Here is a 23,422-nt window from a genome sequence, read left to right on the forward strand (position 1 = left end):
CCGGACGCTGATGTCGGCTCCTCTGTCCGCCCTGGTGCAGACCTGGAAGGATCTGCGCGCCGCGCCGCGGCGCGGCGACAAGCGTGAACGCCTCGGACTGCTGTTCTCGACCCTCGACACCCCCGACCTGGTCCTGGCGGCCCATTATTTGAGCGGCGATCTGGCGCGGGAGGCCCCCGGCGTGGGAGGTGCTCTGGTGACGGAGGCGCTGCAAGGCTCGTCGCCGGCCTCCACCTCGTCATTGACGGTCGCCGATCTCGATCAAGCCATCGCCTCTCTCGGAGGTGCCGCGGGGCCGGGGTCGATCCGCGCCCGGGTCGAGCTGCTCGGCAGGCTGCTCGCCGCGGCGACGCCGGACGAGCGGGAATTCATCGCCGCCTTGATCGTAGGGGAGTTGCGTCAGGGGGCGCTGCGGTCGCTGGTGCTCGACGCCCTCGCCCCGATCCTGGGAGTCGACGGTGGCGCTCTGCGGCGGGCCGTCATGCTCGCGGGCGGCCTACGGGAAGCCATCGAAGCGGCTCGTCAGGGCGGCGCGCCTGAGCTGGACCGCTTTCGCGTCACGCCTCTCGTCCCCGTCGAGCCGATGCTGGCGGCTGCGGCCTCCTCCCCCGAGGAGGCGCTCACCCAGATGGGCGGGCGCGCGGCCGCCGAGTGGAAGCTCGACGGAATACGCGTCCAGCTGCATCGCGCCGGCGACGCGGTGCGCGTCTTCACCCGCTCGCTGCGAGATGTGACCGCCTCCTCGCCCGAGCTGGTCGAAATCGCGCAGCGGATGCCGGCGGAATCCTTCATCCTGGACGGCGAGGCGGTGGCTTTCGGCGAGGGGGGAAAGCCCGCCGAGTTCCAGGACCTGATGAGCCGCTTCCAGGCCGAAGAGGATCAGGCCCTGCAGCTGGAGCCCTTCTTCTTCGATCTCCTGTACCTGGGAAGCGATTCCTGGGTGGATCGCCCCAATCGCGAGCGCCGCGCCGCCCTCGAGAAGCTGCTGCCCGAAAACCGCGTCGTGCCGCGGCGCATCGTGCAGAGCGTTGCGGAAATCGAGTCTGTCCTCTCCGAAGCGCGCGCCGCGGGACACGAGGGGCTGGTGCTCAAGGCGCTCGAGGCTCCTTACGCATCGGGGCGGCGCGGCTCCAACTGGCGCAAGCTCAAGCCGGCGCACAGCGTCGACCTGGTGATCCTGGCCGCCGTATGGGGCCATGGCCGGCGTCAGGGCCTGCTCTCCAACCTGCACCTGGGGGCGCGTGACGCGGGACTCGCGGGGCGCTACTGGATGATGGGGAAGACCTTCAAAGGGCTCACCGACGCGATGCTGCGCGAGCTGACTGCCGGGCTGCCGCCCCTGGCACTGGAAGCGAACGGCTTCCTGGTCCGCGTGCGCCCCGAGAAGGTGGTGGAGATCGCCTTCGACGGCGTGCAGCGCAGCCCGCGCTACGATTCGGGCCTGGCGCTGCGCTTTGCGCGGGTGAAGCGCTTCCGTCCCGACAAACGGGCCGACGAGGCCACGACTCTCGACGAGATCCGTCGCCTCGCCGAGGGGCGATGAAGGGCCGAGGGGTGGGCTGGCACCGGATCCGCGGTTACAATCCCACGATGCGTCCCGCGAGAGGTCCTGGATCGATTCTCATCTTCCCTGGTGCAATGCTCTGTGCCTTCCTCGGCGCCGCGCTGGGCTGCGGCTCCGGCTCCGGCGTCGCGAATCGTTTGCAGGAACGCCTGAAAGACCTGGTGGACACGGGACGCCCCGACGTGTCTGCCGACGAAATCGAAGCGGCGCTGGCGCATCAGCTGCGCGCGGCGCCGGTCCCTGCCAAGGGAGCCAACCGCCCTTCCAGCCCCGCCTTTCCGACGCGCCAGACGCTGCGCGAGTTCTATGCGCAGCGCGGGCAGAAGCTGGCCTGGTGCGGCGAATCGGGCCGCGTCCTCGCCGCCGCCGACACTTTGTTGGATGCCTTGTCGAGATCCGGGGACCACGGCCTGAATCCGGAGGACTATGAGCTGAGCCGTCTGGAGCGCATGCGCGGCGGGATGAAGGAAGCGCGCGCGAAGGCTGCCGTTTCCGAGTGGGCCGATTTCGATCTGCTCCTGACCACCGCCTTCTTCCGCTACGGTTCCGACCTGTCCACCGGCCGCGTGCACCCCGACGAGATTCGCAGCGAATGGCACGCCGAGCCTCCCGAGCTCGACCTGCCCAAGGCCCTGGAGACCGCCCTGCAGAACGGCGATCTCGCCAAGCTCCTGGAGAAGCTGCCGCCCCCGCACCCCGGCTACGCGCGCCTGCAGCTTGGATTGAAGCAGCTGCGCGACGCCAAGGAGGCGGGTGGCTGGCCGGCGATCCCGGCGGGCCCGAAGCTGCAGAAGGGAGCGCGCGGGCCGCGCGTGGCGCTGCTCCGTCAGCGCCTGGAAGGGGGCGCGGCGAAGCCGGCATCCCCCGGCGGCGCCGACGCCGTCTTCGACGCCGCTTTGGAGGAGAAGGTGCGACAGTTCCAGACGGCCCACGGCCTCGAGCCCGACGGCCGCGTCTCAGAGGCGACCCTGGCGGAGCTGAACGTGCCGGTGGAGCGCCGCATCCGCCAGGTCGAGCTGAACCTGGAGCGCTGGCGCTGGATGCCGCGCCGCCTCGGCGACCCGCACCTCGAGGTGAACATTCCGGGCTTCGATCTGCAGCTGCTGCGGGGGGATCGAACCGAGCTGCGCAGCCGCATCGTCGTCGGGCAGGCCTTCACGCCCACCCCCGTCTTCAGCGATCGGATCGTCGCGGTCATCGCCAATCCTCCCTGGAACGTGCCGGACGCCCTGGCCGTGCGCGAGTACCTGCCGGAGCTGCGTGAGAATCCCGCCGTCTTCCAGAGCCACGGCATCAAGATCTACGACGGTGAGGGAGAAGATGCGCACGAGGTCGATCCGGCGAGCGTCCACTGGGGCCGGGTCGATGACGACGAGTTCCATTACCACCTGCGCCAGGATCCGGGGCCCGACAACGCGCTGGGCCGGATGAAATTCCAGCTGACGAACGATTTCCAGATCTACCTGCACGATACGCCGGCGCGCACCCTGTTCGCGCAGCAGGACCGGGACCTCAGCCACGGCTGCATCCGGGTCGAAAAGGCCCGCGAGCTGGCCGACACGGTTCTCGGCGAAGCCACTGAAAAGCTCACCGAAGCCCTGCAGAACGAAAACGAGAAATCCATTCCGGTCCGTCCCCCGGTTCCTGTCCACATCCTCTACCTGACGGCCTGGGCCGATGCCGATGGGGGGCTGCGCTTCGCGCCCGACATCTACGATTTCGACGCGGCCCAGATGACGGCCCTCGACCGGGCCTCCCGTCAGGCCAGCCTCCTGTCCCGGCCAGGCGGACAAAAAACCTCGCAATAACCTCAAAAACCTCGAGTTTTTGGGGAGTCTATACCTTGAATTCCGTAGATCCGGGCCCTAGAATCTAGGTACTCCCATGATGAACCTACGGCCTTTCATCCTGGTAATCGGACTGACGGTGGGGGGCTCTGTGTGCCTGGGAGCGGATACCACCGGCCCGGCGCCGTCCCTCCCCGCATCGGCCCAGACACTGCCGGCGTCCGCTGCCACCCTGTCCGACCCGGACCCCGTCATGGAGCTCGAATCGGCCCTGAGGCGCGCCGCACCGACGGTCCGGCCCGAAGCGCTGCACGCCGCCCTGTCCGCCTGGGAAGCCCTGAACAGCCGCGGCCAGGTCGCCCGCTCGCTCCTCACCGTGATCGACTACAGCCTCCCTTCCACCGCCAAGCGGCTCTGGGTCTTCGACCTCGCGACTCACGAGCTGCTCTTCAACGAGCTGGTGGCGCACGGCCGGGGCTCCGGGGAGAACATGGCGCAATTCTTCTCCAACGAGGAAGGGAGCCTGATGACCTCGCTCGGGGCTTTCGTGACCGGCACGACCTACAACGGGAAGAACGGCTACTCCCTGAAGCTTCACGGCATTGACGCGGGACTCAACGATCAGGCGGAGTCGCGCACTATCGTGATGCACGGCGCGCCTTACGTATCCGAGACCTTCGCGCACACGGTAGGCCGTCTCGGCCGAAGTCACGGCTGTCCCGCGGTGCGCACCGAGATCGCCCACGATCTGATCGACCGGATCAAAGAGCAAACCCTGCTCTACGCCTGGCACCCTTCGATGCAGACGGTTGCCGTGGCAACGAACCAGGCTCCCTGACCGGCTTCCTCGGCGCTCGCTCTTTTCAGAAGTCCTCTCCTTCACCTTCCCGACCTCGCATCGCGCGCCTTTTTTTCCCCACAGCTCTACGTGGTTTCATTGAATCAGCTCCCGAGGAATCACCCTCATTGAGGCCGGGTGATTGCCGGGTTTGTCTTGGGGTATTCCCCCGATAACCGGCTGGCGCGCCGGATAAGAAGATAGGGTCCGACTCGCGGAGAGCTCGAATGCGTCCGTCGGGATCCTTCCTTTCTCGGAGCGCCGTCGCCGGCGCGCTGCCCCTCGCTGTTGTCCTTTCCATCCTGGGCTGCGCCGCCCAATCGCAGGATCTCCCCCGTCCTGACCGCGCTTATGTCAGCAACGAATGGGGCGGCACCATCAGCGCCATCGACACGCGGGCCGATCGGGTCATCGCAACCTTCATCGTCGGTGGGCGCCTTCGCGGCATGCAGGTCAGCGCCGACGGGCGGCGCGTCTATGTCGCGGTCACTTATCCGTCCATTCACGAAGACAAGGGGGACGACGCCGTCGTGGCGCTGGACGCCAAGACCGGGAAAGTGCTGCGTCGCTATGCCGTCGGCTCCGACCCGGAGCGCTTCGCCATCACTCGGGACGAGTCCTTGCTCTACACGGCGAACGAGGACGCCGGGACGGTGTCAATCACCGACATGCCCTCGGGGCGGATCCTGGAGACGGTTCCGGTCGGAGATGAGCCCGAAGGAGTAGGTCTCTCACCTGACGGCAGGGCGGTCTTCGTCACCTCGGAGGCGAGCGACAAGGTAACGGTCCTCGACGCGCGAACCGGACGTCTGCTCGGCTCCGCCGCGACCGGGAAGCGCCCCCGGGCGGTCGATTTCTCTCCCGACGCCTCTCGAGCGTACGTGAGCGCCGAGGAAGGAGGCACCGTCTCGATCCTCGATACCCGGACGATGTCGGTCCTCGGCGTGGTGCGCATCGACGGCGAGGGGGTCAAGCCGATGGGGCTGGCGGTGTCGCCGGATGGGCACGCGGTCTACGTCTCAACCGGCCGCGGCAATTCCGTTGCGGTGCTCGACCCGGCCCAAAACGCCCCGATCGCCACGATCGCCGCCGGACGCCGCCCCTGGGGAATCGCCCTGACGCCCGACGGCACGAAGCTGTACACGGCCAACGGCCTGTCGAACGACGTGTCGGTCATCGACACACGAGATCGGCGCCTCATCAAGACAATCCCCGTGGGGGAGCGGCCGTGGGACGTCGTCATTCCGCGCTGAGCCCCGCCCGGACGCTGCGCCTGACCCGGCGCGTTGCCGCCTTCGTCGCTCTCATCGTTCTCACCGGTTCCCCGGTACACACCGCCGAAACGTCTCCCGCCACGGATTCTTCCCACACGTTGCAGCTGCGGGGGATCGTTGTCGACGCCGCCGGTTCACCGGCACCGGGAGCTCGCGTGACCCTCGAAGGCGACGGCAAGCTGCGCTCCACCCGGAGCAACGAGGAGGGCCGGTTCATCTTCACTTCCCTGCCCCCGGGAATCTATGCCCTCGCAGCCGTCTCCCGTGGCGCGTCGGCCCCCGAGCAGCTCGTGAGCCTCGTCGAAGAGGATCTGGAACTGTCGCTCATGTTGCTGCCCCCCCGCCCCGTTGAGCAGGTCACCGTCACGGCCGAGCGCATCGATGAGCCGCAATCCCGGACGGCCGCGAGCCAGGCCGTGCTGGACCGCGAGGCCCTGGCGGTCACGGCGGCGACGCGCCTGGACGACGCCTTACGCCAGGTGGCCGGCTACACCCTGTTCCGCCGGACCAGCAGCCGGGTCGCCAACCCGACGACGCAAGGCGCCACGCTGCGCGCCGTGGGAGGCAGTGGGGCCGGACGGGCTCTCGTCCTGGACGACGGGCTGCCCCTCAACGATCCCTTCGGCGGCTGGGTGGCCTGGGGCCGCGTTCCGCGCCTGGCGGTGGATCGCATCGAAGTCCTGCGCGGGAGCTCGTCGCTGTACGGCAGCTCCGCCCTGGCGGGAGTCGTGCAGATGATGCGCCGCTCCGACGAGGACCCCGGGATTGAGGCGGAAGCCGCGCTGGGAAGCCAGTCGACCACCGATGCGGCGCTGCATGCCTCGGGCGCGCACGGCGAGTGGAGCGGCTCCTTCGCCGCCGAGAGCTTCCGCACCGACGGCTACATCCTGACCGCTCCCGAAGAGCGGGGCGACGTCGATATTCCAGCCAGCTCGGACCAGCGAATCCTGGAGCTGACCGGCGGCCGCAGGGTCGGGGGCGCGGGGCGGCTGTTCGCCCGCCTTTCGACCTTCGACGAGGATCGCGGCAACGGTACGCCGCTGCAGCGCAACGCCACGAATCTCGACGAGGCCGCCGTGGGGTGGGACGGGGAGCTGGGAGGCGGGGACCTCCGCGCGCGGGTCTACGCGCTGCGCGAGAGCTACGAGCAGACCTTCTCCAGCGTCGATGCGGCGCGCGATTCCGAGACGCCCACACGCCTGCAGAATGTTCCCTCCAATGCTTTTGGGCTTACCTCGCAGTGGAGCCGGGCGCTCGCCGAGAGGGAGGAGATCCTCGCCGGGCTGGAAGCATCGCGGGTCCGGGGAACGAGCCGCGAGACGCTGCAGGCGACGGGCGAGGTTACCGAGGCAGGGGGCCGCCAGGACAGCCTGGCGATTTTCGCCGACAGCCACACACGCATCGGAGAGCGCACGCGGCTCATCGCCGGTGTCCGCGTCGATCGCTGGACCAACCAGGGCGAGCAGCGCGATCCCGCGGGCATCGAGACCGAGGAGCCCGACAGGCGCGCCGGCTCCTGGGGACCGCGACTCTCCTGCCTGTTCGCCGCCACCCCTTCCGTGGACCTGACCGCTTCCCTCTGGAGCTCGTTCCGGGCGCCGACCCTCAACGAGCTGTACCGCCCCTTCCAAGCCGGCGCCGTGACGACGCTGGCGAATGCCGATCTGGGGCCCGAGACGCTGCGCGGGTGGGAGGCCGGCGCCGGCTTCGGCTCTCCCGCCGCCCGGACCCACACCGAGGCGCGAATCTTCTGGACCGAGGTGGACGACGCCATCCTGAACGTCACGCTGCCTTCCGATCCGACCGGCAATACCCGGCAGCGCATGAACGTCGCCCGCACCCGCAGCCGCGGGTTGGAGCTCGATTTCCAGGCGCGTCCGGCAGCCGGCTGGGTGGCGGGCGCGGGATTGCTGCTCGCCGACGCGACCGTCGTGGACGCGGGCGAGGCCGATGCGGCGCTCCTGGGCGCCCGCGTGCCGCAGGTGCCGCGCTCCCAGGCGACGATGCAGCTGCGCTACGAGAGTCCGCGCGGGTGGCGTCTCGGGGCACAGGCGCGCTACAGCGGAGAGGCTTTCGAGGACGATCGCAACACGCTCGAGCTGGGCAGCCTGCACGTGCTCGACCTGTTCGCCTCGGTCCCCCTTGCGCGGCGTCTCGAGGCTTTCGTCTCTGCGGAGAACGTGCTCGACGATCGGTACGAGACCGGAAAGACCCCGGTCACGACGCTGGGGCTGCCGCGTGTCGTGCATGCCGGAATCCGCGTGACCTGGAGCCCCGGCCCATGACGCCCTGCCGGAAGCCGCTGTCGAAAAGGCGCTACCTCCAGTCGCCGGCCGCGACGAACGCTCCCCAATAAAAAGGATCGGTGCTCAATCCAGCCCGGCGCCTTTCGGCCATGAGCGAGAGGCTTGCCTGGTGGACCGCCTCGGGCCAGGAGGCGCCATTCAGGCGCGCTTCGTAGAGATCTTTCATCCAATCCCGCGTCGCCTGATCCTCCATCGACCAGAGGCTCATGACGAGCGTCCCGGCGCCGGCCAGCTCGAAGGCGCGCCGCAGCCCCTGCACCCCCTCCCCTGCCTGGATGGGTCCGACTCCCGTGTCGCAGGCCGACAGCACCACCCACTCGGCCGCCGACAGATCCTGCGAGGTGATCTCGTCGGCCATCAGGAGGCCGTCCTCGGCCTCCCCGGGATCGCAGCGCCTGGCGTTGGCGCCCGCGAAGGCCAGCCCCGAGTCCTCAAGAGGATTGGCCCCGCTCTCACCCGTCAGGAAAGCGTGGGTCGCCAGGTGAATCACCCGTTGTCCTGCGGCGAGCCTCTTGAAAGCCTCCTCCGTTGCCTCGCGGCCCACCAGGAGGTTGTCCTCGTGAGCTTTATGGTCGGCTCGAAAGCGGCTTGCCAGGAGGTCGGCGACCTGCTTCGCCTCGTCCTTGCTCGCGGGCAAAGGACTGAAGTGTGTCCCGCCCCCGCGGAGAACCGGGAAGTGGACCTTCGCCTGATCGCATGCCGAACTGGGAACGGCGTCGCCGAAATCGGGAGCGCCCATGACGAGGAAACTCCCCCCGGGCGGGCGGCTCCTGACAGGCCGGGAGAGGTCCCGCTCGGCGGAGAGGTAGTGCACGCTCGGCCCCGACTCGAGGAGCCGCCCGCCGTGTCCATCGGGCAGCGCCGCAAGATTGACCAGGTGGATACTGCCGTCGGGAACGAGGAATACGCTGCGCGCCTCGCGCACGGGGCCGGGCAGCCGGTCCCACAGGAGCTGGCGCAGCCGGTTTCCCATCTCGCGGTCCCTGTCCTGCGTTTCTGCCATCGCTGCCGGCGGGGGAGGCGAGGAGACGATTCGCCTCCATCGCTCGACCAGGGAGTCGACCGTCCCTGCCTCTCCGATCCGTACGAACGAAGGCTTCGCCTGGCCGGCCACCGTTACGAAGGCGCCGTACGAGCTGCGGGGCGATCTCCGGCCGCCGGTGGCCGCGGGACGACCGTACAGGACATAGGACACGAGCGCACTGTCCCTGGGCATTGAGGCGACCACCTCGGACAGACCGAATCTTCGCGCCGCGATGCGCTGCCTGAACTCGGCGCTCTTCTCGCCGACGGCCCTTTCCATGCGCTCTTCATCCTGCCTCGCCTCTTCGACCTTCTTGTGGTGTGCCGCGGGGTCGGCCGGCTCCCCAGCGGTGGCGGCAAGCTTCGCCAGGCGATTGCGCGCGGCGTCAAGATCAGCGAACAGGGCCTCGATCCCCGGCACACCGGTCACCAGGAGGTTGCGGCGCCGCCCAACCATTTCGTCCAGGACCAGGGCGCGCGAGCGCACCAGGGCATCCCACACCCTTTCCACGGCGTCGACCGGACGGTCGGAGGAAGACATCGCGAGAACCGAGAGCGCCACGTCCATGCCCGATTCGCGGACGCGGTCGTAGCGCAGGGCCTCCCGCTCGGAGAGGCCGCGGGCCGTCTCCTGAAACTGCCGCCGGGCGAACGACTCGCCTCGAAGGGCGTAGTCGAGCGCCGCCGCGGAGCGCCCCGTCTTGTAATACAGCCGGGCATAGCCCACCATTCCTGGAGCGAGGTGCCACCCCTCCGGCCCGAAAGCCGTTGATTGGATCGACAGCGCCTCCTCGAAGATCGCCGCCGCCCGCTGCGTTTCACCCCGATCGGTCAGGACGTCCGCAAAAAAGAGCATGCCGGGGACCGCCTCTGCACTGCCGATTGCGTGCTCCTTGCGTCCGATCGCGGCCGCTCTCTCGAGCAGACGGTAGGCCCCTTCCCGATCGCCGCTTTCCAGCTTCAGCCGTCCGAGGTTGCCGAGGATCCAGGCGACGTTCTTGTCTTCCGGCCCCCCGTTCGTCTCATAGATGCGTAAGGCCCGGCGGTAGAGCTCCTCCGCGCCGCGCGGATCTCCGGTCTCGTTCAGCACGATTCCGAGGCGGGTCAGTACGCCGCCGGTATCCGTGCTCGCCGGGTCGTTTACCTGATTGGCAAGGATCCACTCGTAGTGCGAGCGCGCTGCTTCGTAATCGCCCAGAAGCTCGACGAGCGCCCCGAGATTGAAGTGCGCGACTCCAACGTCGTGATGCTTCGGACCCAGGTTCTTCTCGAGTATCGTCAGGGCTCTTTCGAACAACGGCCGCGCCGCGCCGTACTCCCCCAGCTCGCTATCGACCGCGGCGAGATTGCTCAGCCTTCGCCCCAGACTGGGATCCATGGGCTCGAGCACCTTCTCAGCGATTGCGACGGCACGCTCGTAGTAGGGCTTGGCAGCGCGGAAGTCATTGCCGCCTGGACCCAGGCAATTGGCATAGTTGCTGAGACTCCATACGTAGCCCATGTCGTCGACGCGCTGGTGCTTTTCTCGGATTGCCATGGCCCGACGGCAGAGGCTCAAGGCATCGGGATCACCGCACTGGTTGACCCCCCACGATGCGCGCCGCAGGAGGTCGATGGCGTCGGCGGCGTCGAGGCTGTCCCCCTGGCCCGATGCATCCAGGCGGCGCAGGACGTCCCGCGCCATGCGGGCGGCCCCCTGAAAATCCTCTTGTCTCTTGACCTTCTCTTCGATGAGGGAAAGAGTGGGTTTCACGGAAGGGGGCTGGGCGCGACACGCTCCGATCAGCAGCGTCAGAACGCCCAGAATTGTCTTGGCGGCGCAGCGCTGCCTCGTGGTGTCCATGCACTATTCCTCGCGGGTTACCTCGAAGGGAATGGATGCGATCTTCTCGGCCGACGGATCGTCCCGCTGTACCGTCAATTCGTACCGGCCCGAGGGGAGGCTCGATGCCGGCATGAAGAGCGGCATCACGCCCCAGGCGTCGAACGCCCGCTCAATTTCCGGCCGCGGATAAACTTGGTCGAACTTGACGGCTCCATCTCCGCTGCGCAGCAGGAGACGGAACCGATCCGAAGGGCTACCTCCGCGCGGGATGACCCGCGGCAGGTGCAGGATCGTGCCGGGCTGGCCCTTCTTGAGAATGAAACGCGGGATCGTCTCGCCTCGCTGCGGCGGCGGCAGGACATGCAGATCCACCGGGCCGCTCCAGGAAGTCGGGCCGGCGGGTACAACATCGGTTCCGGAGGGCCGGGATACTCCGGCTTTGACCATGACGCCGATGAGGATCCCCGCCCCCAGGATGGCGGCCGCCGCGGCGCCGAGCTGCCAGGCAGAAGCAGTTGTCCGGCTCCCAGGCCGTCGGTCGCGAAGCACGACGTCGCCGCGGGTCTTGGTCGACACTTCCAGGCTGCAGGAAGCGCAGGTGCGCAGATGCTTCTCGATCTGCCCGCTCTCCGCGAGAGTTGAGGCTCCCTCGAAATAGGCCCGCAGCTCCTTTTCGCTCGGATGAGCATCCAACAGCGCCAGGCCCCCTTCTTGAAGGGTCCCCACGATCCCGGCGATGCCCGAGGCCAGCTCGGCGCACTCTCCACAGGCGCTCAGATGGGCCCGCAGCCCGTCGAGGGTGGACCCCTGCAGCTTCGAGGCAGCGAACGCGGGAATCAGCTCCTGCGCCTCCTCGTGAGTCATCGGCGCTTCCCCCTGACCTTATTCTTGTGCCGAGCCGGCATTCTGTTCACGCTTTCTTGACCAGTTGGCGTCTGGCGACGCGCGTTCCCGCGGCGGCCCAGTAAGCGCTCTCCAGGCAGCGGAACAGACGCGACTTGATCGTTCCGACGGGCACTTCCAGCCCGCCGGCAATCTCCTCGTAGCTCTGCTGTTCCAGAAAATAAGAAGCGATGAGCTCCCGGCACTCCTCCGACGCCAGGTCCAGCACGCGGCGCACCAGCTGCTGCGTCATCACCAGGCCTTCGGAGTCGGCACCAGGATTCAATTCATCCCCCTGCACTGCGCGTCCCCTCTCTCCGCGGATCTCCCGCAGCCTCTGCAGCGCGACATGGTGCGCAATCCCTTTCACGTAGACCCGCAGGTCGCGCAAAGCGTCGAAGCGGCCCTCTCGCAGGCTCTCGATCAGGCAGGCCATCGCCTCCTGGTGGAGATCCCTCCACTCCTGATTCAGCCGCCAGAAGCGGGGCAGCGTCAGGACGTGCGCAATCCACCGGCTCACGACGTCCAGCGCTTCGACGTCACCAAGCAGGAGACGAGCTTCGAGGCTCTTGTCGAGATAGGCCATGAGCTTTCCAAGGGTTCGGGTTATCGTACCCGAAGCCTCCCTCCGCCCGCCAACCTCACGTGCCGGGTCCCCGGTGGCCAGCCCGCTTCGCACCGCATACAATGCCCCCGTCGAATCCAACCAAGATGGAGGACTCCCATGGCTCGATACGTCGATGGGTATGTGGTCCCGGTTCCGAAGAAGAAGCTGGCGGCTTACCGCCGCATGGCGCAGAAGGCTGGCAAGGTGTGGCGCGACCACGGCGCGCTGGAATACCTCGAAGGAGTCGCGGACGACGTGAAGCGTGGCAAGTGGACCTCCTTCCCGCGCAGCGTGAAGCTCAAGCCCAGCGAGACGGTGGTGTTCGCCTACATCGTCTACAAGTCGCGCGCCGCCCGCGACCGCATCAATGCGAAAGTCATGAAGGACCCCCGCCTGAACGACATGATGGACCCCAAGGCGATGCCCTTCGACTCCAAGCGGATGTTCTGGGGCGGGTTCAAATCGATCGTCTCGATGTGAGCCGCTGACGCCGGGACGGCCCGGCGGCGCCGCGCCGCCGGGCGGTCGGCTCAAGACATCAGTTGCACAGGTGCAGCGGCGGGGAATCGGGTTTCGGAAGCTCCGGCACCGTCGTATCGTAGTGCTCGCCATCCAGCGCGTCGAGCAGGTTGCCCACGTCGCTCGAGGCGTCCCGCGCCGTCAAAGGGGTGAGTCCCCAGCGCCATTCGATCAGCTTCAGAATCGAGGTGTGGTCGAAGACCGCGGAGACCACCCGCGGGTTGCTCGGATCCCCTTTGGTGAACGGCGAGGCGATGATCGTGGGGACGCGCAGCCCCAGAAGGGCCTTGCCGTTCACCACGTCCTGATCCACGTCGTTGGGCGCCGCGGCGCGCGGCGGCTTCACGTGGTCGAAGAAGCCTCCCCACTCGTCATAGGTGACGATGAAGATGGTGTTCGGCCAGTCGGGACCCTCGGCAAGGGCGTGGAACGTGCGGGACAAAAAGGCGTCCCCCTCCCGGATGTCCCCCTTCGGATGGTCACTCCCGCCAATCCCCAGCTCATAGCCCAGGAACCGCGGGTCCACGAAAGAGACCTGAGGCAGCTTGCCGGCCGCGGCGTCGGTCAGGAACCGCTCGTAGGGACGGCTGATGGAGGCGTACTTGTCCCCCCAGAAGATCAGGAAGGAGAAGTCGGTGTAGTAGTAGCCCGCCGACACACCCTTCTCGGCCAGCCGATCCCAGATGGTGGGCAGCGTGCTCCGCTCCGGGGTGTTCTCCAACCGGTCGGTCTGGGCGGCGTGAAGAAAGATTCGGTTCGGATAGGTCGGGCCCAGGATCGAGGAAAAGAACCGATCGAGCGTGGTGAAGTTGCGCGCCAGGGCCGAGAGGAAGGGCTTGTCGTTCTCGAGGTAATAGCCGATCGCGTAATCGTCATTCTCATCCGTCTTCAGAAAGCCGTTCATGGCCCCTTCGGCGACGTTCTCCCGCCCGCCCGCGTAGCTGTGGTCCGGATCGGGGTGCCCGCAACCCTGGAAGTCCTCAAGATGGTGAGTCGGTTGGAGATTGCCGCCATCGTCGGGGTAGGAGAGCCCCTCCTGCATCCCATCGGCGGTCGGGTGCCATCCCAGCAGGTGGTCAAAGCTGCGGTTCTCCATCATGACCACGACAATCTTCTTGATGCGCGACTTGGGGGAGCGCTTGGACGCGGCCTGCGCTTCGCCTACCGCCAAGAGCCCGCCGGCAAGGAATAACAATAGAACGGCAACGGTAAGCCGAGCCGCTCTCGCGACGGTCGGCGAGTCTTTGATTACCATTGGAACCCCATGGGCAAAGAGGTGTATCAGCGCGCTGGCGCGCGGGCCCCGGGACGCTTCGAAACGAACCATTCCGAGATTACACTGCACCCGGACCGCGGCCCAGGGGGCGGCATGGAAAAGCTCTGGAAAAAGAATTGGAAATCGACGCGGATCAACTCACACCGCCCAGGGAACGTTTGGCAGATCGATCAGGCCACGGTGCCGTGCCCGGGCAGGTCCGACACCAGAACGACCCGTTTCCTCTTCTCTTGCGCTGGATGAAGGAGAGCCTTGCCGGGAACGGCCGGTAGTTTCCCGGTCCGCCGGGCCGATCGTCGGAATCACTCATGAAAGTTTCGGATGGGAAGATGAACTCATGTCGTCGTGCCAGCGGCCTCAGGGACAATCGGGGACGATTTCGGGGTCGCGGGCGCCGACCTGAGAGGCGCCGGGGCCGTCATAGGTCCCGTTCCCCGAGCAGGCGTTGACGCCCCGGATGAGGAACCAGTAGCCGTCGCCGATGAGTCCGAAGCTCACCGAGGTGGAGGCGTAATCGTTCAGGACACAGCCGGAGGTGGAGATGCTGAAGTCGCCGCCGGTGGCGTGCAGCGTCGCAACGGAGCCAACGACCATGTCGTACGAGGTGGCGTTCGGGATCGGCGTCCAGGAGAGCCCGAATCCAACGGACGGATCCCAGCTCGCGCCCATCGACAATCCGCCGCCCGGAACCGGAACATTATCGTCCACGATATCGTCGCAGTCGTTGTCGACCCCGTCGCAGACCTCGGGCGACGAGGGACCGGGGATGCAGGCGAAGCCCAGCACTCCTCCGGAACAAGTCGACTGGCCGACGGCCTGGCAAGGGCCGAGCCCGCAAATCGTCTGCAGGCGGTAGCGGCCGCCGCTGGCAAGAGCGGCACCATTTTCTCCTCCCCACACGATCATGTCGCTTCCCGTCCAGACCGCCGAAGCGCTGCCGCGCGCCGCCGGCGCCGCGATGCCGCTCAGATCGAACCAGGCGTTGGCTGACAGGTCGTAGATCTTGCCATCGGCGAGTCGGCCGGAGGCGCCCACGCCTCCCCATACGATCATCTGGCTCCCGGTCCAGACGGCCGTGTGTCCCGAGCGCGCGGCAGGCGCGCCGATGGTCGGAAGCGCGCTCCAGGTATTGGCGGTCGGATCGTAGCGCGCTCCAGTGGCCAGCAGCCCTGAGGATCCTGTTCCCCCCCAGATGATCATCTGCGTGCCGGTCCAGACGGCGGTGTGGCCCGAGCGGGCCGAGGGCGCTCCGGTGGTCGAAGTCGCGGACCAGCTGCCGGTCGCGGGGTTGTAGCGCGATCCGGTCGCCAGAGGCAAGGGCGAGACCGGCGTGCCCCCCAAACCTCCCCAGACGACCATGCGGTTTCCGGTCCAGACCGCCGTGTGGCCGGTGCGCGCCGTCGGAGCCCCCGTCAGGCCGGTGGCTGACCAGAAGGGCGACGAAGGCTCATAGACGCCGCCGTCGCGCAGGAAACTTTCATCGTTCCTGCCGCCCCAGACGATCATTGTGTTCCCCGTCCAGACTGCCGTATGGCCGCTGCGCGGCTGGGGCGCCGAGAAGTCGTCCACCATGTTCCACGCTTCCGACGCGGGATGAAACTCGTCGCCGTCCGCGAAATACTGGAACCCGTCTTCACCGCCCCAGATCATCATCGAGTCGCCGGTCCATACCACCGTATGTCCCTGCCGCGGCTCCAGTCCAAGCGGATCGTAGAAGACCTCCCACGAATTGGTCGCGGGAGAATAACGCTGTCCGAAATCCAGCAGGTTGCCATTCTGGCTGCCGCTCCAGACGAGCAGCTCCGATCCGCTCCAGACGGCGCCAAGCCCCGATACGGCCTCCGGCGAAGCGGGTGTGGCGGTCCAACTGTCCGGGACCGGGAGGTAATCCTCATCGACCGGACCATCGCAGTCGCCGTCGCGCGCGTCGCAGGTGATGTCGAGAGACTCCTCCTGCGGACCCGGCGCGCACTGGTCCTGGAGCTGCCCGCTGACACAGACGATGGGGCCGGTCCGGGCGCAGACCCCGACTCCACAGGAATGGACGGGCGCGACGTAATCGTCATCCGCAACCAGATCGCAGTCTTCGTCGACGTTGTTGCAGTCGCCGTCGTAGGCGCCGGGATGGATGGCAGGATTGGCGTCGTTGCAGTCCCCCTGCGCATAGAGCCCGGTGGGACGCGTCCCGTCGCAGGTCGTCGTCGGGGTCCCGCTCAAATTGCCGTGTCCATCCCCGTCTCCGTCCAGGCTCCAGCTTCGGCAGGCGCAGTAGACGCCCCCCGTGTCGAGGATCCCTCCCCCGCCGGTCTGTCCCCCCCAGACAATCATCCGGGTGCCCGCCCAGACCGCTTGGTGATCCGTGCGGGCGAATGGCGCGCCGCTGGTGGCCGTGCCGACCCAGGCGTCGATATCGGGGCGATACCGCGCTCCCGTGTTGTTGGTCGCGTTCGGGACTCCCGGCCAGCCGCTCCACACGATCATCTCGTCGCCGGTCCAGACCGCGGTGTGGTTGGTGCGCGTTGGCTGCCCCGCCGTCGAGACCAGCGTCCAGCTGCCGCTGGCCGGAAACCAGCGGGCCCCGTTGCCGTAGGCGATTCCGTGGTTGTTGTCACCGCCCCACACGATCATCGAGCTGCCGTCCCAGACGGCCGTGTGGCTGCGACGCGCCTCGATCGGCAGGTACAACAGCGCCCATGAATCCGTTGCCGGGTTGTAGATACCGCCGTCGTAGAACGGCAGGGCCGGACCCGGTGCGTCGCGGCCCCCTGTGACGATCATCTCCGTGCCAGTCCATACCGAGGAATGCAGCCAGCGGCCGGCGAGAGGCGCCGGGTTCATGGCGGACCAGGTGTCGGCGGACGGGTCGTATCGCCCTCCCGTCGCCACCGGGATCCCTATCGCCCCGACGCCTCCCCAGACGAGCATCCGGGAGCCGGTCCAGACGGCCGTGTGACCGCCGCGACCGGTTGCCTGGTTGAGGGTGCTGATCGGGCTCCAGGTGCCGCTCGCCGGGTTGTAGCGGCTTCCCGTCGTCCCGGCAGGAGTTTCGGTTCCTCCCCATATGATCATGTGGGTGCCGGTCCAGACGGCGGTGTGATCGGAACGGGGGTTGGGTGCTCCCACCGTCGTGGTCGGGGACCAGGAGGCGGTCGCAGGGTCGTATCGACCGCCGGTGTTGACGCCGCCGAAATTGTCGCCACCCCAGGCGATCATCTCGGCTCCGGTCCAGATCATGGTGAAATAGCGCCGCGGCGAAGGCGGCGTCCCACCCGTGGCCACCCACGAATCATTGGTGCAGGAGGGTGAAGGAGCCGAATCGGGCACGACGTAAGGTCCGGCGTCGACCTGCAGTGCATCCGACATGCCGGGCTGTGCCTCAGTCCACCAGGTGTCGAAGGGCACTTTCGGCCAGGAGGCGACTCCGAACCGGACGAGCCCTGGAAGCTTCTCCAGCAGGATGACGACAGAGAGGCCGTCCTCGTTCTCCTCGAGGCGGCCGGCACGGCCGGGGGGCAGCGCGGCCAGGATCGCGTCGATCCCGCAATCGCTCCGGGATGCATCAGGGCTCACGCTTTCCGGCGGCAATCGGACGGCGAGCCGACGAACCGCCTCGTTCCAGTCGGGCGGGTCGAGAACCCGGGTACCCGAACCGAGACCCCGTGTCGATGCGGCGGGGGACAATTCCAGAATGAGAGTTCTCTCCTCGTATCGATCGGCGAGACGGCGAAGCGTTTGAGAATCGGGATGGCTGGTGAGCACCGAACGGGCACGCCGGCGTGTCTCTCCGTGGAACCGCTCGTCATCCGAGTAGGCGGCGCGCAGGAACCGGTCGGCCAGGAGCGGCCGCGCCAGGACCTCGGCGGCCAGCAACGGGTCGTTGTCGAGCGCCGCGAGCATCTCGGCCAGCGTCTGCGAGTCTTCGCTCTGCCGGACCATGCGGTCGAGCTCAGCCTGGAGCTGTCTGGAAGTAATGGGACGATTGAAGAGGAATTCGAGGGCAGTTGATTTGCGCAGGGCGTCGCGGACGGTTTCCCTCAATACCCGATCATCCAGCACCGCTTCGAGCGGGGGCTTGGGACCCTGGTTGCCCACGGGCCAGATTCGGTGGCGCCAGAGGACTTCTTCGATTCGGCGGCGCGCTGCGACGCGCTGATCGAAGCTCAAGGAAGATTGGCGGGATGGATTCCCCTGGATGCGCCCGGGGACACCCAGGGCGAGAAAGAGTCCGGCAGCGCACGCGAGCCTGACGGCCGGGCGGACGCCGGAGGTCCGCGGCCGAAACGTCGATCTTCCCATGCCTCCCCCGACCTTGGAGACAGGCGACCGTTAGCTGTGATTGCGGAAGAAAACTTGGGGGTACTATACGCCGATTCGGCCCGCCTAACGCAAATTCTTTGTCGTGGAGATTTCGCCTGGGCGTACTCAGGACCCTAGGCGGCCTTTGAGATCCTCCGGCTGGAACGGCCCCGGCTCGGCGATCAGCTGGCGGGCTTTGTCGACCTGTTCCCACACGTTCCACAGGAGCACGCCTCGGACGCGGCCGTCCTGCAGGTAGTAGACCACCCCTTCGCGATACGGATCCTTCCAGTCAGCCACCAGCTCGGCGCGTGCGTCGAGCTCGCCGACCGCCTCGTATCCCAGATCGAAGAGATCCGAATAGAAGAACGAGAGATGGTCGAAGGACAGCGCTTCGCCTGCCATGGCCCGGCCCGCCATGCGTCCCATGGTGTTCGCATTGTCCTCATGCTCCACCCGCACCCAGCGCTCCAAAATCGGGTTGCGCACCGTGGCGACGTCCCCCGCCGCGAAGATGTCGGGATGGCCGGCACGCAGCGATGCATCGACACGGATGCCGTTCTGCGTCTCGAGCCCCGCACCGTGGGCCAGCTCCACGTTGGGGCTGATGCCGATCCCGGCCACCACGCCGTCGGTCTCGACCTGCCGCTCGTTTCCCTCGGGGGTGCGCACCCGGAGCAGCGCCGACGCGCCGCGGTTCTCCATGCCGACGACGGAGCTGCCAGGGAGCACCTCGACCCCCTTGTCGCGATAGTAGCCGTTGAGGAACTCCGCAAGCGCCGGAGGAAAGATGCGCCCGCCGATCCCTTGGTCAGGAAAGATGAGGGTCACCTCGCGGCCGTTCATGGCCAGCGCCGCCGCGATCTCGGAGCCGATGAAACCTCCGCCGATGACGGCGAAGCGCCGCTTATGTGCGGCCATCGTGCGGAGGCGCCGGTAATCGTCCAGCGTTCGGAAGTAGACGACCTGCTCGCCGCCGAAATCGAGCCGGCGCGGTGTGGCCCCGGTGGCCAGCAGAAGCTTGTCGTAGGCGTGCTCCTGCCCCTGATCGTCCGTGACGCGATGGTTCCGAGGATCCAGCCGGCGGACGGTCCTGCCGCGGTGCCACCTCACCCCGGACGCGTCGCTCTTGCGCCAGATGGCCTCCTCCTGCTTGTCCTTCCAGAGCCCCTTGGAGAGCGGCGGTCGATCGTAGGGCGGATGAGGCTCCGAGCCGATCACCGCGATCGGGCCGTCGCGATCCACCTCGCGAATGCCGCCCACGGCCGCGTCGCCGGTCATCCCTCCGCCGACGATCAGGTAGGCGGACCGGTTCATCGGCTTCCCTCGCGCCCCCGTGGCTCATCGGCGCCTTCCGCCCCGGCCTTGACCATCGGGAGATCGACGACATGCTCCGACAGGAACCAGACCTGCTTCTCGTTGTCGCGGATGACGTTCGAGATCAGCAGATCGTTCGTCCCGTCGTCCCCTCTGTCGTCCGCCCGGCGGGCCATGGCGCGCGCCTCCTGGAGGATGATCTCGTGCGCGTGCAGCAGCCGGGAGACCTGCACCGGCAGCTCCTCGCGCCCTTTCGGGGGCCGCGGGATCAGGGTGGTCTCCGCCACGTCGGCCGCCATGGCCAGGGTCACGCCGCCGAGCATCTGGATGCGCTCCGCGATCATGTCGACCAGCAGCGACTGCTCCTCGTAGTGCTGATCGAACAGCAGATGGACCTGGTTGAAGGTGGGACCGGCGGCCTGCCAGTGGTGCTTCTTGTACAGATCGCGCAGCGTCATCGTATCGGCAAGGACCTGGTTGAGGTTCTCCACGCTCTCGCGGGCGACATTCTCAGACAGGGCGATCGGCCTGTGGGTCATCTGGCCGAAGGCCTGGAACTCGCGCGCCTTCTGATGATCGATCGGCCGCGCCCGGTCGATCTTGGTGACCGCGCTGTGGCGCTTTCCCAGATCTTCCTCGCGGACCCGTCCCTTGCTCCCGATGATGCTGCCTTTTCTGTCGGCGCGCATTGAAGGAATCCTCCGTCGATGGTGGTGTACGTTCTGATTGGTCCGGCGGCGTCCGCCGGCTGCGCTTTTGGGCGCCTTGGGCTTTCTCGGGATGCTACATCGGCGAAGGGTCGGAGGCGAGAAAGGGGTGCTTAGAGTTTCGCCGCGGGGCCGGCGTGCGGGAGTTCCGGAACGATGCGGGAAGGCCGGAGGGGAACTCTACCGGTGGCGGCCGCGCAGCGACTGCCAGCCGCCGTCGGCGGTCCAGCCGCCGTCCACCGTCAAGGTGCAGCCGTTGACGAAGCCGCTCTCCCCGTCGTCCGCCAGGAAGGCGATCGCCCGGGCGACATCGTCGGGAGCCGCGAACCGGCCCATCGGCACCCTGCCGATGATGTCGGCGTCGTTGTACTGTCCGCCCACCTGATCGGCGGCGTCCATCTCGGTCTTCACCCAGCCGGGACAGACCGCATTCACGCGCACCCCGCGATCTCCCCATTCCGCCGCCAGGGTCCGCGTCAGCCCGATCAGGCCATGCTTCGACGCGTTGTAAGCTGCCCGATCGGCGATGCCGAGCAAGCCGGCCACCGAGGCGACGTTGACGATGCAGCCCTTCCCAGCGGCGAGCATCTTCGAGCCGAAGGCCCTCGCCAGCAGGAAAGGCGCGACCAGGTTCACCTCCAGCACGCGGCGGTAGTCCATTGCCGAGGTGGCTTCGGCCGCAGCGATCAGGCTGATCCCGGCATTGTTGACCAGCACGTCGGCCCTTCCCCAGGTGTCGAGGACGGCCCGCGCGAACTTCTCGGCCAACGCTTCGTCGGTCACGTCCCCGACGTGGGCCATTGCCTCGCCGCCCCCGGCGCGGATCGCGCCGAGCGTCTCCTCGGGCATGCGCAGGTCGTTGAGGGCCACGCGATAGCCGCGGCTGGCCAACAGCTCGGCCGTCTTCCGACCGATCCCCTGGGCCGCGCCGCTGATCGCGGCGGTCCGCTTGTCCTCGCTCATTTCTCCTCCCGACTGGATCCGCCGGAACCGGGGCCTAGCATATAGGATGCCGGCCGTCGGCGCCTGCATTCAGCAGTGCTCTTTATGGATGAAATTGCGCCCGGTTGGCAGGCGAGGCGCCCGCCGCGCCCAGGGTGTCGACGTGATCGTCCATCCAGGCGGCGCGCGCCTTGAGGAAGTCTTTCAGCTCCCGGATTTCTCCGGCGTAATCGGCGCTCGGCTTCGGGTCGCGGTTGAAGGGCGGCTGCGTCGAGCCCAGGAAGGGCCAGACCGCGAAATTCCTCTCCGCCGCGTCCTTCAGCCGGGAGAGGTCGGCATCGATGATGCCGGTGATGGAAGCATCGCTCAGGGTGTCCTGGCGCAGCGTCTTCCAGCGCTGCGACAGGCGCTTCCGGAAGGCCTCTTCCTGGACCAGCCGCCTCCACCAGAAGGGGACGGTGAACCCCGAGATCTTCTCCGTGAAGTACCAGCCATCGGGGCGGTTCCCGCCCATCGAGTCGATGTTCCCCGAAGAGCGGTCGAAATCCCACACCGGCCCCATCTCCAGCTTGCCGCCCCGCTCCTTGTGCATGTAGGTGCTGATCCGGAAGGCGTCGACATTCTTCATGAGCTCGTTCAGGAGGAAGTAATCGATGAAGGAGTCGACGTCGATGCTGTGGGGGTAGCCTTTTTCAGGGTCGGAGCCGCCTTCTTCCAGGGCCGACTCGAACTCGTCGAAATAGTCGCGCACGTAGCGCTTCTGTGCCGGGCTGGGCTTCTCCGGATCCACGAAGAGGATCTTCGTTCCGTGCGCGGTGATGACATGGGGACCCTCTCCCTTGTCGATCTTCAGGATGTAGCCGCCGCTCGGGTCGCGGTCGCTCGCCGCCGCGACGTTCACCCGCTCGGGGCCGCGCGCGATCCTCTCCATCAGCACGTAGACCCCGCGATAGTGGTCCGCGGGATTCTCGGTCCCGCGCTCGCGGATGAAGGCCTCTACCAGCCGCGCACGCACGGCGTAGCGCCCCATCTTGTTGCTCAGCTGATAGGCGAGGAGGTTGCGCAGGAGGCTGCGGTCGAAGCAGGGACCCTGCAGGATCCATTCCGCGGCGGCCGGCATCCCCAGGAGCGGAACCTCGCGCGACGAGCCGTTGGGGCCGATGCGGGTCTCGAATGCGTATTGCTTCTTGGGACAGTCCTGGCTGCTCTGGCCGCGGATTTCGATGCCGATGTGGCCCGTGTAGGTGGGGGGGCTCGTCTTCAGATCGTTGCGCTCGTGCCCCGTCTCGCCGATCACCTTCATGCGCGCGTCGATGCGCGACTTGTCATGGATGGCACGGCCTTCGGTGTCGATGACGATGAGAGGCAGGGTGGAGCTGGTGAACTCGATCCGGCCGGAGGGCGGGACGCCGGCCTCGCTCTTTTCGCGATGGCCGGCGCCTGCCGTTTGCGGTAAGGAAATCAGCGCAGCCAGACACCCCGCGGCCATGAAGGCCGCCAAAGTTGCCCGGCGCATGCTCTCCCGGGGCCTGCCGGAACGCTGCACCGTTTGCTTGTCCCAAAATCAGCGATGATGGTGCGCCGATTCCTCTCCCCCTTCTTCCGCCTCGAACCCGGTCACCGCGAACCACTTGTCCTCGGATCCGGCGATCACGAAGATGATGGGGGCGATGCATGGGTTCGGCAGATCGAGCTTCTGCTGGATGAAGGAGTCTCCCTGAAGGCTGGCCGGAAAGGGATCGGTCGTGACGTTGGCGACCACGATGGTTTCCTGTGGGCTCTCGGTCAGGCAGCTCACCACCGCCCGGAAGGTCGGCTCGTCGTTCTTGCCGATGAAATCCGGAGGCGACAGCGGATCGTCTGCGAAAACCAGGCCCCTGACCGCGATCTTGAGCCGGCCGCTGGTGTCGAGCCTGCCCCGGATGAAATGCGCGATTTCCCACGGCGCCTCGTCACCGACGACGCCGCGGATCGCGTTGGCCGAACCGAGCAGCGGCCCTTCCACACCGTACATCGTGTCGAAGGCGAGGATCGCCGGAAGCCGGTGATTGTCGTTGTCGCCCTGGCTATTGTCGTCGCCGCCCCAGGCCACCAGGCCGAGCGCCGGGAGCAACAGAAGCGCGAGAAGTACTGCCTTCTTCATCGAACACCTCCCGAAAATGTTGGGTTCTTCCTGGAGCACCCTAGCACCGGAGAGATGCGGCGACCACCGCCGTGCGTGCCTTTTTGTGGCTCCCAGTGTGACTTTCGGCACCTTGT

16 protein-coding genes are annotated in these 23,422 nt (G+C 67.3%); 6 read left to right on the forward strand and 10 right to left on the reverse strand.

Annotated elements, in window-relative coordinates; all coding sequences use genetic code 11:
• Window positions 1-10 precede the first annotated feature (10 nt).
• The 5 genes from VFW45_09190 to VFW45_09210 all read left to right on the forward strand — a co-directional run bounded on the left by VFW45_09190 (window position 11) and on the right by VFW45_09210 (window position 7,748).
• Entirely contained in the window at window positions 11-1,543 is a 1,533-nt protein-coding gene (locus tag VFW45_09190) for an ATP-dependent DNA ligase (GenBank protein ID HEU5180955.1), read from the forward strand.
• Window positions 1,540-3,372 (forward strand): L,D-transpeptidase family protein, encoded by a 1,833-nt coding sequence (locus VFW45_09195; GenBank protein HEU5180956.1) that lies wholly within the window; start codon window positions 1,540-1,542, stop codon window positions 3,370-3,372. The genes VFW45_09190 and VFW45_09195 overlap by 4 nt, the downstream gene beginning before the upstream one ends.
• 76 nt (window positions 3,373-3,448) lie before the next feature.
• The gene (locus tag VFW45_09200; protein ID HEU5180957.1) at window positions 3,449-4,189 is read left to right on the forward strand and encodes a murein L,D-transpeptidase catalytic domain family protein; all 741 of its coding nucleotides are present in this window, start codon (window positions 3,449-3,451) and stop codon (window positions 4,187-4,189) included.
• 227 nt (window positions 4,190-4,416) lie between these two features.
• Window positions 4,417-5,442 (forward strand): beta-propeller fold lactonase family protein, encoded by a 1,026-nt coding sequence (locus VFW45_09205; GenBank protein HEU5180958.1) that lies wholly within the window; start codon window positions 4,417-4,419, stop codon window positions 5,440-5,442.
• A complete protein-coding gene (locus tag VFW45_09210) occupies window positions 5,418-7,748 on the forward strand; it encodes a TonB-dependent receptor (GenBank protein HEU5180959.1) in 2,331 nt (776 codons plus the stop codon). The genes VFW45_09205 and VFW45_09210 overlap by 25 nt, the downstream gene beginning before the upstream one ends.
• 31 nt (window positions 7,749-7,779) lie before the next feature.
• Here the strand turns inward: VFW45_09210 and VFW45_09215 are convergent, their stop codons facing one another.
• From VFW45_09215 to VFW45_09225, 3 genes are read right to left on the reverse strand one after another with little or no spacing between them, the layout of a single operon-like run.
• Window positions 7,780-10,635, reverse strand: a complete 2,856-nt coding sequence (locus VFW45_09215) for a CHAT domain-containing tetratricopeptide repeat protein (GenBank protein HEU5180960.1) — start codon at window positions 10,633-10,635, stop codon at window positions 7,780-7,782.
• Window positions 10,636-10,638: 3 nt separating this feature from the next.
• Window positions 10,639-11,481, reverse strand: coding sequence for a zf-HC2 domain-containing protein (locus VFW45_09220; protein ID HEU5180961.1), 843 nt, complete (start codon window positions 11,479-11,481; stop codon window positions 10,639-10,641).
• Window positions 11,482-11,527: 46 nt separating this feature from the next.
• Window positions 11,528-12,085, reverse strand: a complete 558-nt coding sequence (locus tag VFW45_09225) for an RNA polymerase sigma factor (protein HEU5180962.1) — start codon at window positions 12,083-12,085, stop codon at window positions 11,528-11,530.
• A gap of 138 nt (window positions 12,086-12,223) precedes the next feature.
• Here VFW45_09225 and VFW45_09230 point away from each other — a divergent pair, with 138 nt between their 5' ends.
• Window positions 12,224-12,586, forward strand: a complete 363-nt coding sequence (locus VFW45_09230; protein ID HEU5180963.1) for a DUF1428 domain-containing protein — start codon at window positions 12,224-12,226, stop codon at window positions 12,584-12,586.
• 58 nt (window positions 12,587-12,644) lie between these two features.
• On the opposite strand, the gene VFW45_09235 is transcribed toward VFW45_09230, so the two are convergent.
• From VFW45_09235 to VFW45_09265, 7 genes are all read right to left on the reverse strand, one after another.
• Window positions 12,645-13,796 (reverse strand): alkaline phosphatase family protein, encoded by a 1,152-nt coding sequence (locus VFW45_09235; GenBank protein ID HEU5180964.1) that lies wholly within the window; start codon window positions 13,794-13,796, stop codon window positions 12,645-12,647.
• A gap of 462 nt (window positions 13,797-14,258) precedes the next feature.
• Window positions 14,259-18,065: a MopE-related protein gene (locus tag VFW45_09240; GenBank protein ID HEU5180965.1), complete on the reverse strand. Its 3,807-nt coding sequence runs from the start codon at window positions 18,063-18,065 to the stop codon at window positions 14,259-14,261.
• Window positions 18,066-18,323: 258 nt separating this feature from the next.
• Window positions 18,324-19,514, reverse strand: coding sequence for an FAD-dependent oxidoreductase (locus tag VFW45_09245; GenBank protein ID HEU5180966.1), 1,191 nt, complete (start codon window positions 19,512-19,514; stop codon window positions 18,324-18,326).
• Window positions 19,511-20,203: a DNA starvation/stationary phase protection protein gene (locus VFW45_09250; protein ID HEU5180967.1), complete on the reverse strand. Its 693-nt coding sequence runs from the start codon at window positions 20,201-20,203 to the stop codon at window positions 19,511-19,513. Before VFW45_09250 ends, VFW45_09245 begins: the two co-directional genes overlap by 4 nt.
• 198 nt (window positions 20,204-20,401) lie before the next feature.
• The gene (locus tag VFW45_09255; GenBank protein HEU5180968.1) at window positions 20,402-21,184 is read right to left on the reverse strand and encodes an SDR family oxidoreductase; all 783 of its coding nucleotides are present in this window, start codon (window positions 21,182-21,184) and stop codon (window positions 20,402-20,404) included.
• 82 nt (window positions 21,185-21,266) lie between these two features.
• Window positions 21,267-22,679 (reverse strand): CotH kinase family protein, encoded by a 1,413-nt coding sequence (locus tag VFW45_09260; GenBank protein ID HEU5180969.1) that lies wholly within the window; start codon window positions 22,677-22,679, stop codon window positions 21,267-21,269.
• Between the two features lie 48 nt (window positions 22,680-22,727).
• On the reverse strand, window positions 22,728-23,306 hold the full coding sequence (locus VFW45_09265) for a hypothetical protein (GenBank protein HEU5180970.1): 579 nt from the start codon (window positions 23,304-23,306) through the stop codon (window positions 22,728-22,730).
• Between the last annotated feature and the right edge of the window lie 116 nt (window positions 23,307-23,422).

The organism is Candidatus Polarisedimenticolia bacterium (assembly GCA_035764505.1).
GTDB lineage: Bacteria > Acidobacteriota > Polarisedimenticolia > Gp22-AA2 > AA152 > AA152.

Bases quoted from the DNA above. Each gene is read 5' to 3' on its own strand.
- VFW45_09190 (HEU5180955.1), top strand. From the start codon at position 11: ATGTCGGCTCCTCTGTCCGCCCTGGTGCAGACCTGGAAGGATCTGCGC.
- VFW45_09195 (HEU5180956.1), top strand. From the start codon at position 1,540: ATGAAGGGCCGAGGGGTGGGCTGGCACCGGATCCGCGGTTACAATCCC.
- VFW45_09200 (HEU5180957.1), top strand. From the start codon at position 3,449: ATGATGAACCTACGGCCTTTCATCCTGGTAATCGGACTGACGGTGGGG.
- VFW45_09205 (HEU5180958.1), top strand. From the start codon at position 4,417: ATGCGTCCGTCGGGATCCTTCCTTTCTCGGAGCGCCGTCGCCGGCGCG.
- VFW45_09215 (HEU5180960.1), bottom strand. From the start codon at position 10,635: ATGGACACCACGAGGCAGCGCTGCGCCGCCAAGACAATTCTGGGCGTT.
- VFW45_09220 (HEU5180961.1), bottom strand. From the start codon at position 11,481: ATGACTCACGAGGAGGCGCAGGAGCTGATTCCCGCGTTCGCTGCCTCG.
- VFW45_09225 (HEU5180962.1), bottom strand. From the start codon at position 12,085: ATGGCCTATCTCGACAAGAGCCTCGAAGCTCGTCTCCTGCTTGGTGAC.
- VFW45_09230 (HEU5180963.1), top strand. From the start codon at position 12,224: ATGGCTCGATACGTCGATGGGTATGTGGTCCCGGTTCCGAAGAAGAAG.
- VFW45_09245 (HEU5180966.1), bottom strand. From the start codon at position 19,514: ATGAACCGGTCCGCCTACCTGATCGTCGGCGGAGGGATGACCGGCGAC.
- VFW45_09250 (HEU5180967.1), bottom strand. From the start codon at position 20,203: ATGCGCGCCGACAGAAAAGGCAGCATCATCGGGAGCAAGGGACGGGTC.
- VFW45_09255 (HEU5180968.1), bottom strand. From the start codon at position 21,184: ATGAGCGAGGACAAGCGGACCGCCGCGATCAGCGGCGCGGCCCAGGGG.
- VFW45_09260 (HEU5180969.1), bottom strand. From the start codon at position 22,679: ATGCGCCGGGCAACTTTGGCGGCCTTCATGGCCGCGGGGTGTCTGGCT.
- VFW45_09265 (HEU5180970.1), bottom strand. From the start codon at position 23,306: ATGAAGAAGGCAGTACTTCTCGCGCTTCTGTTGCTCCCGGCGCTCGGC.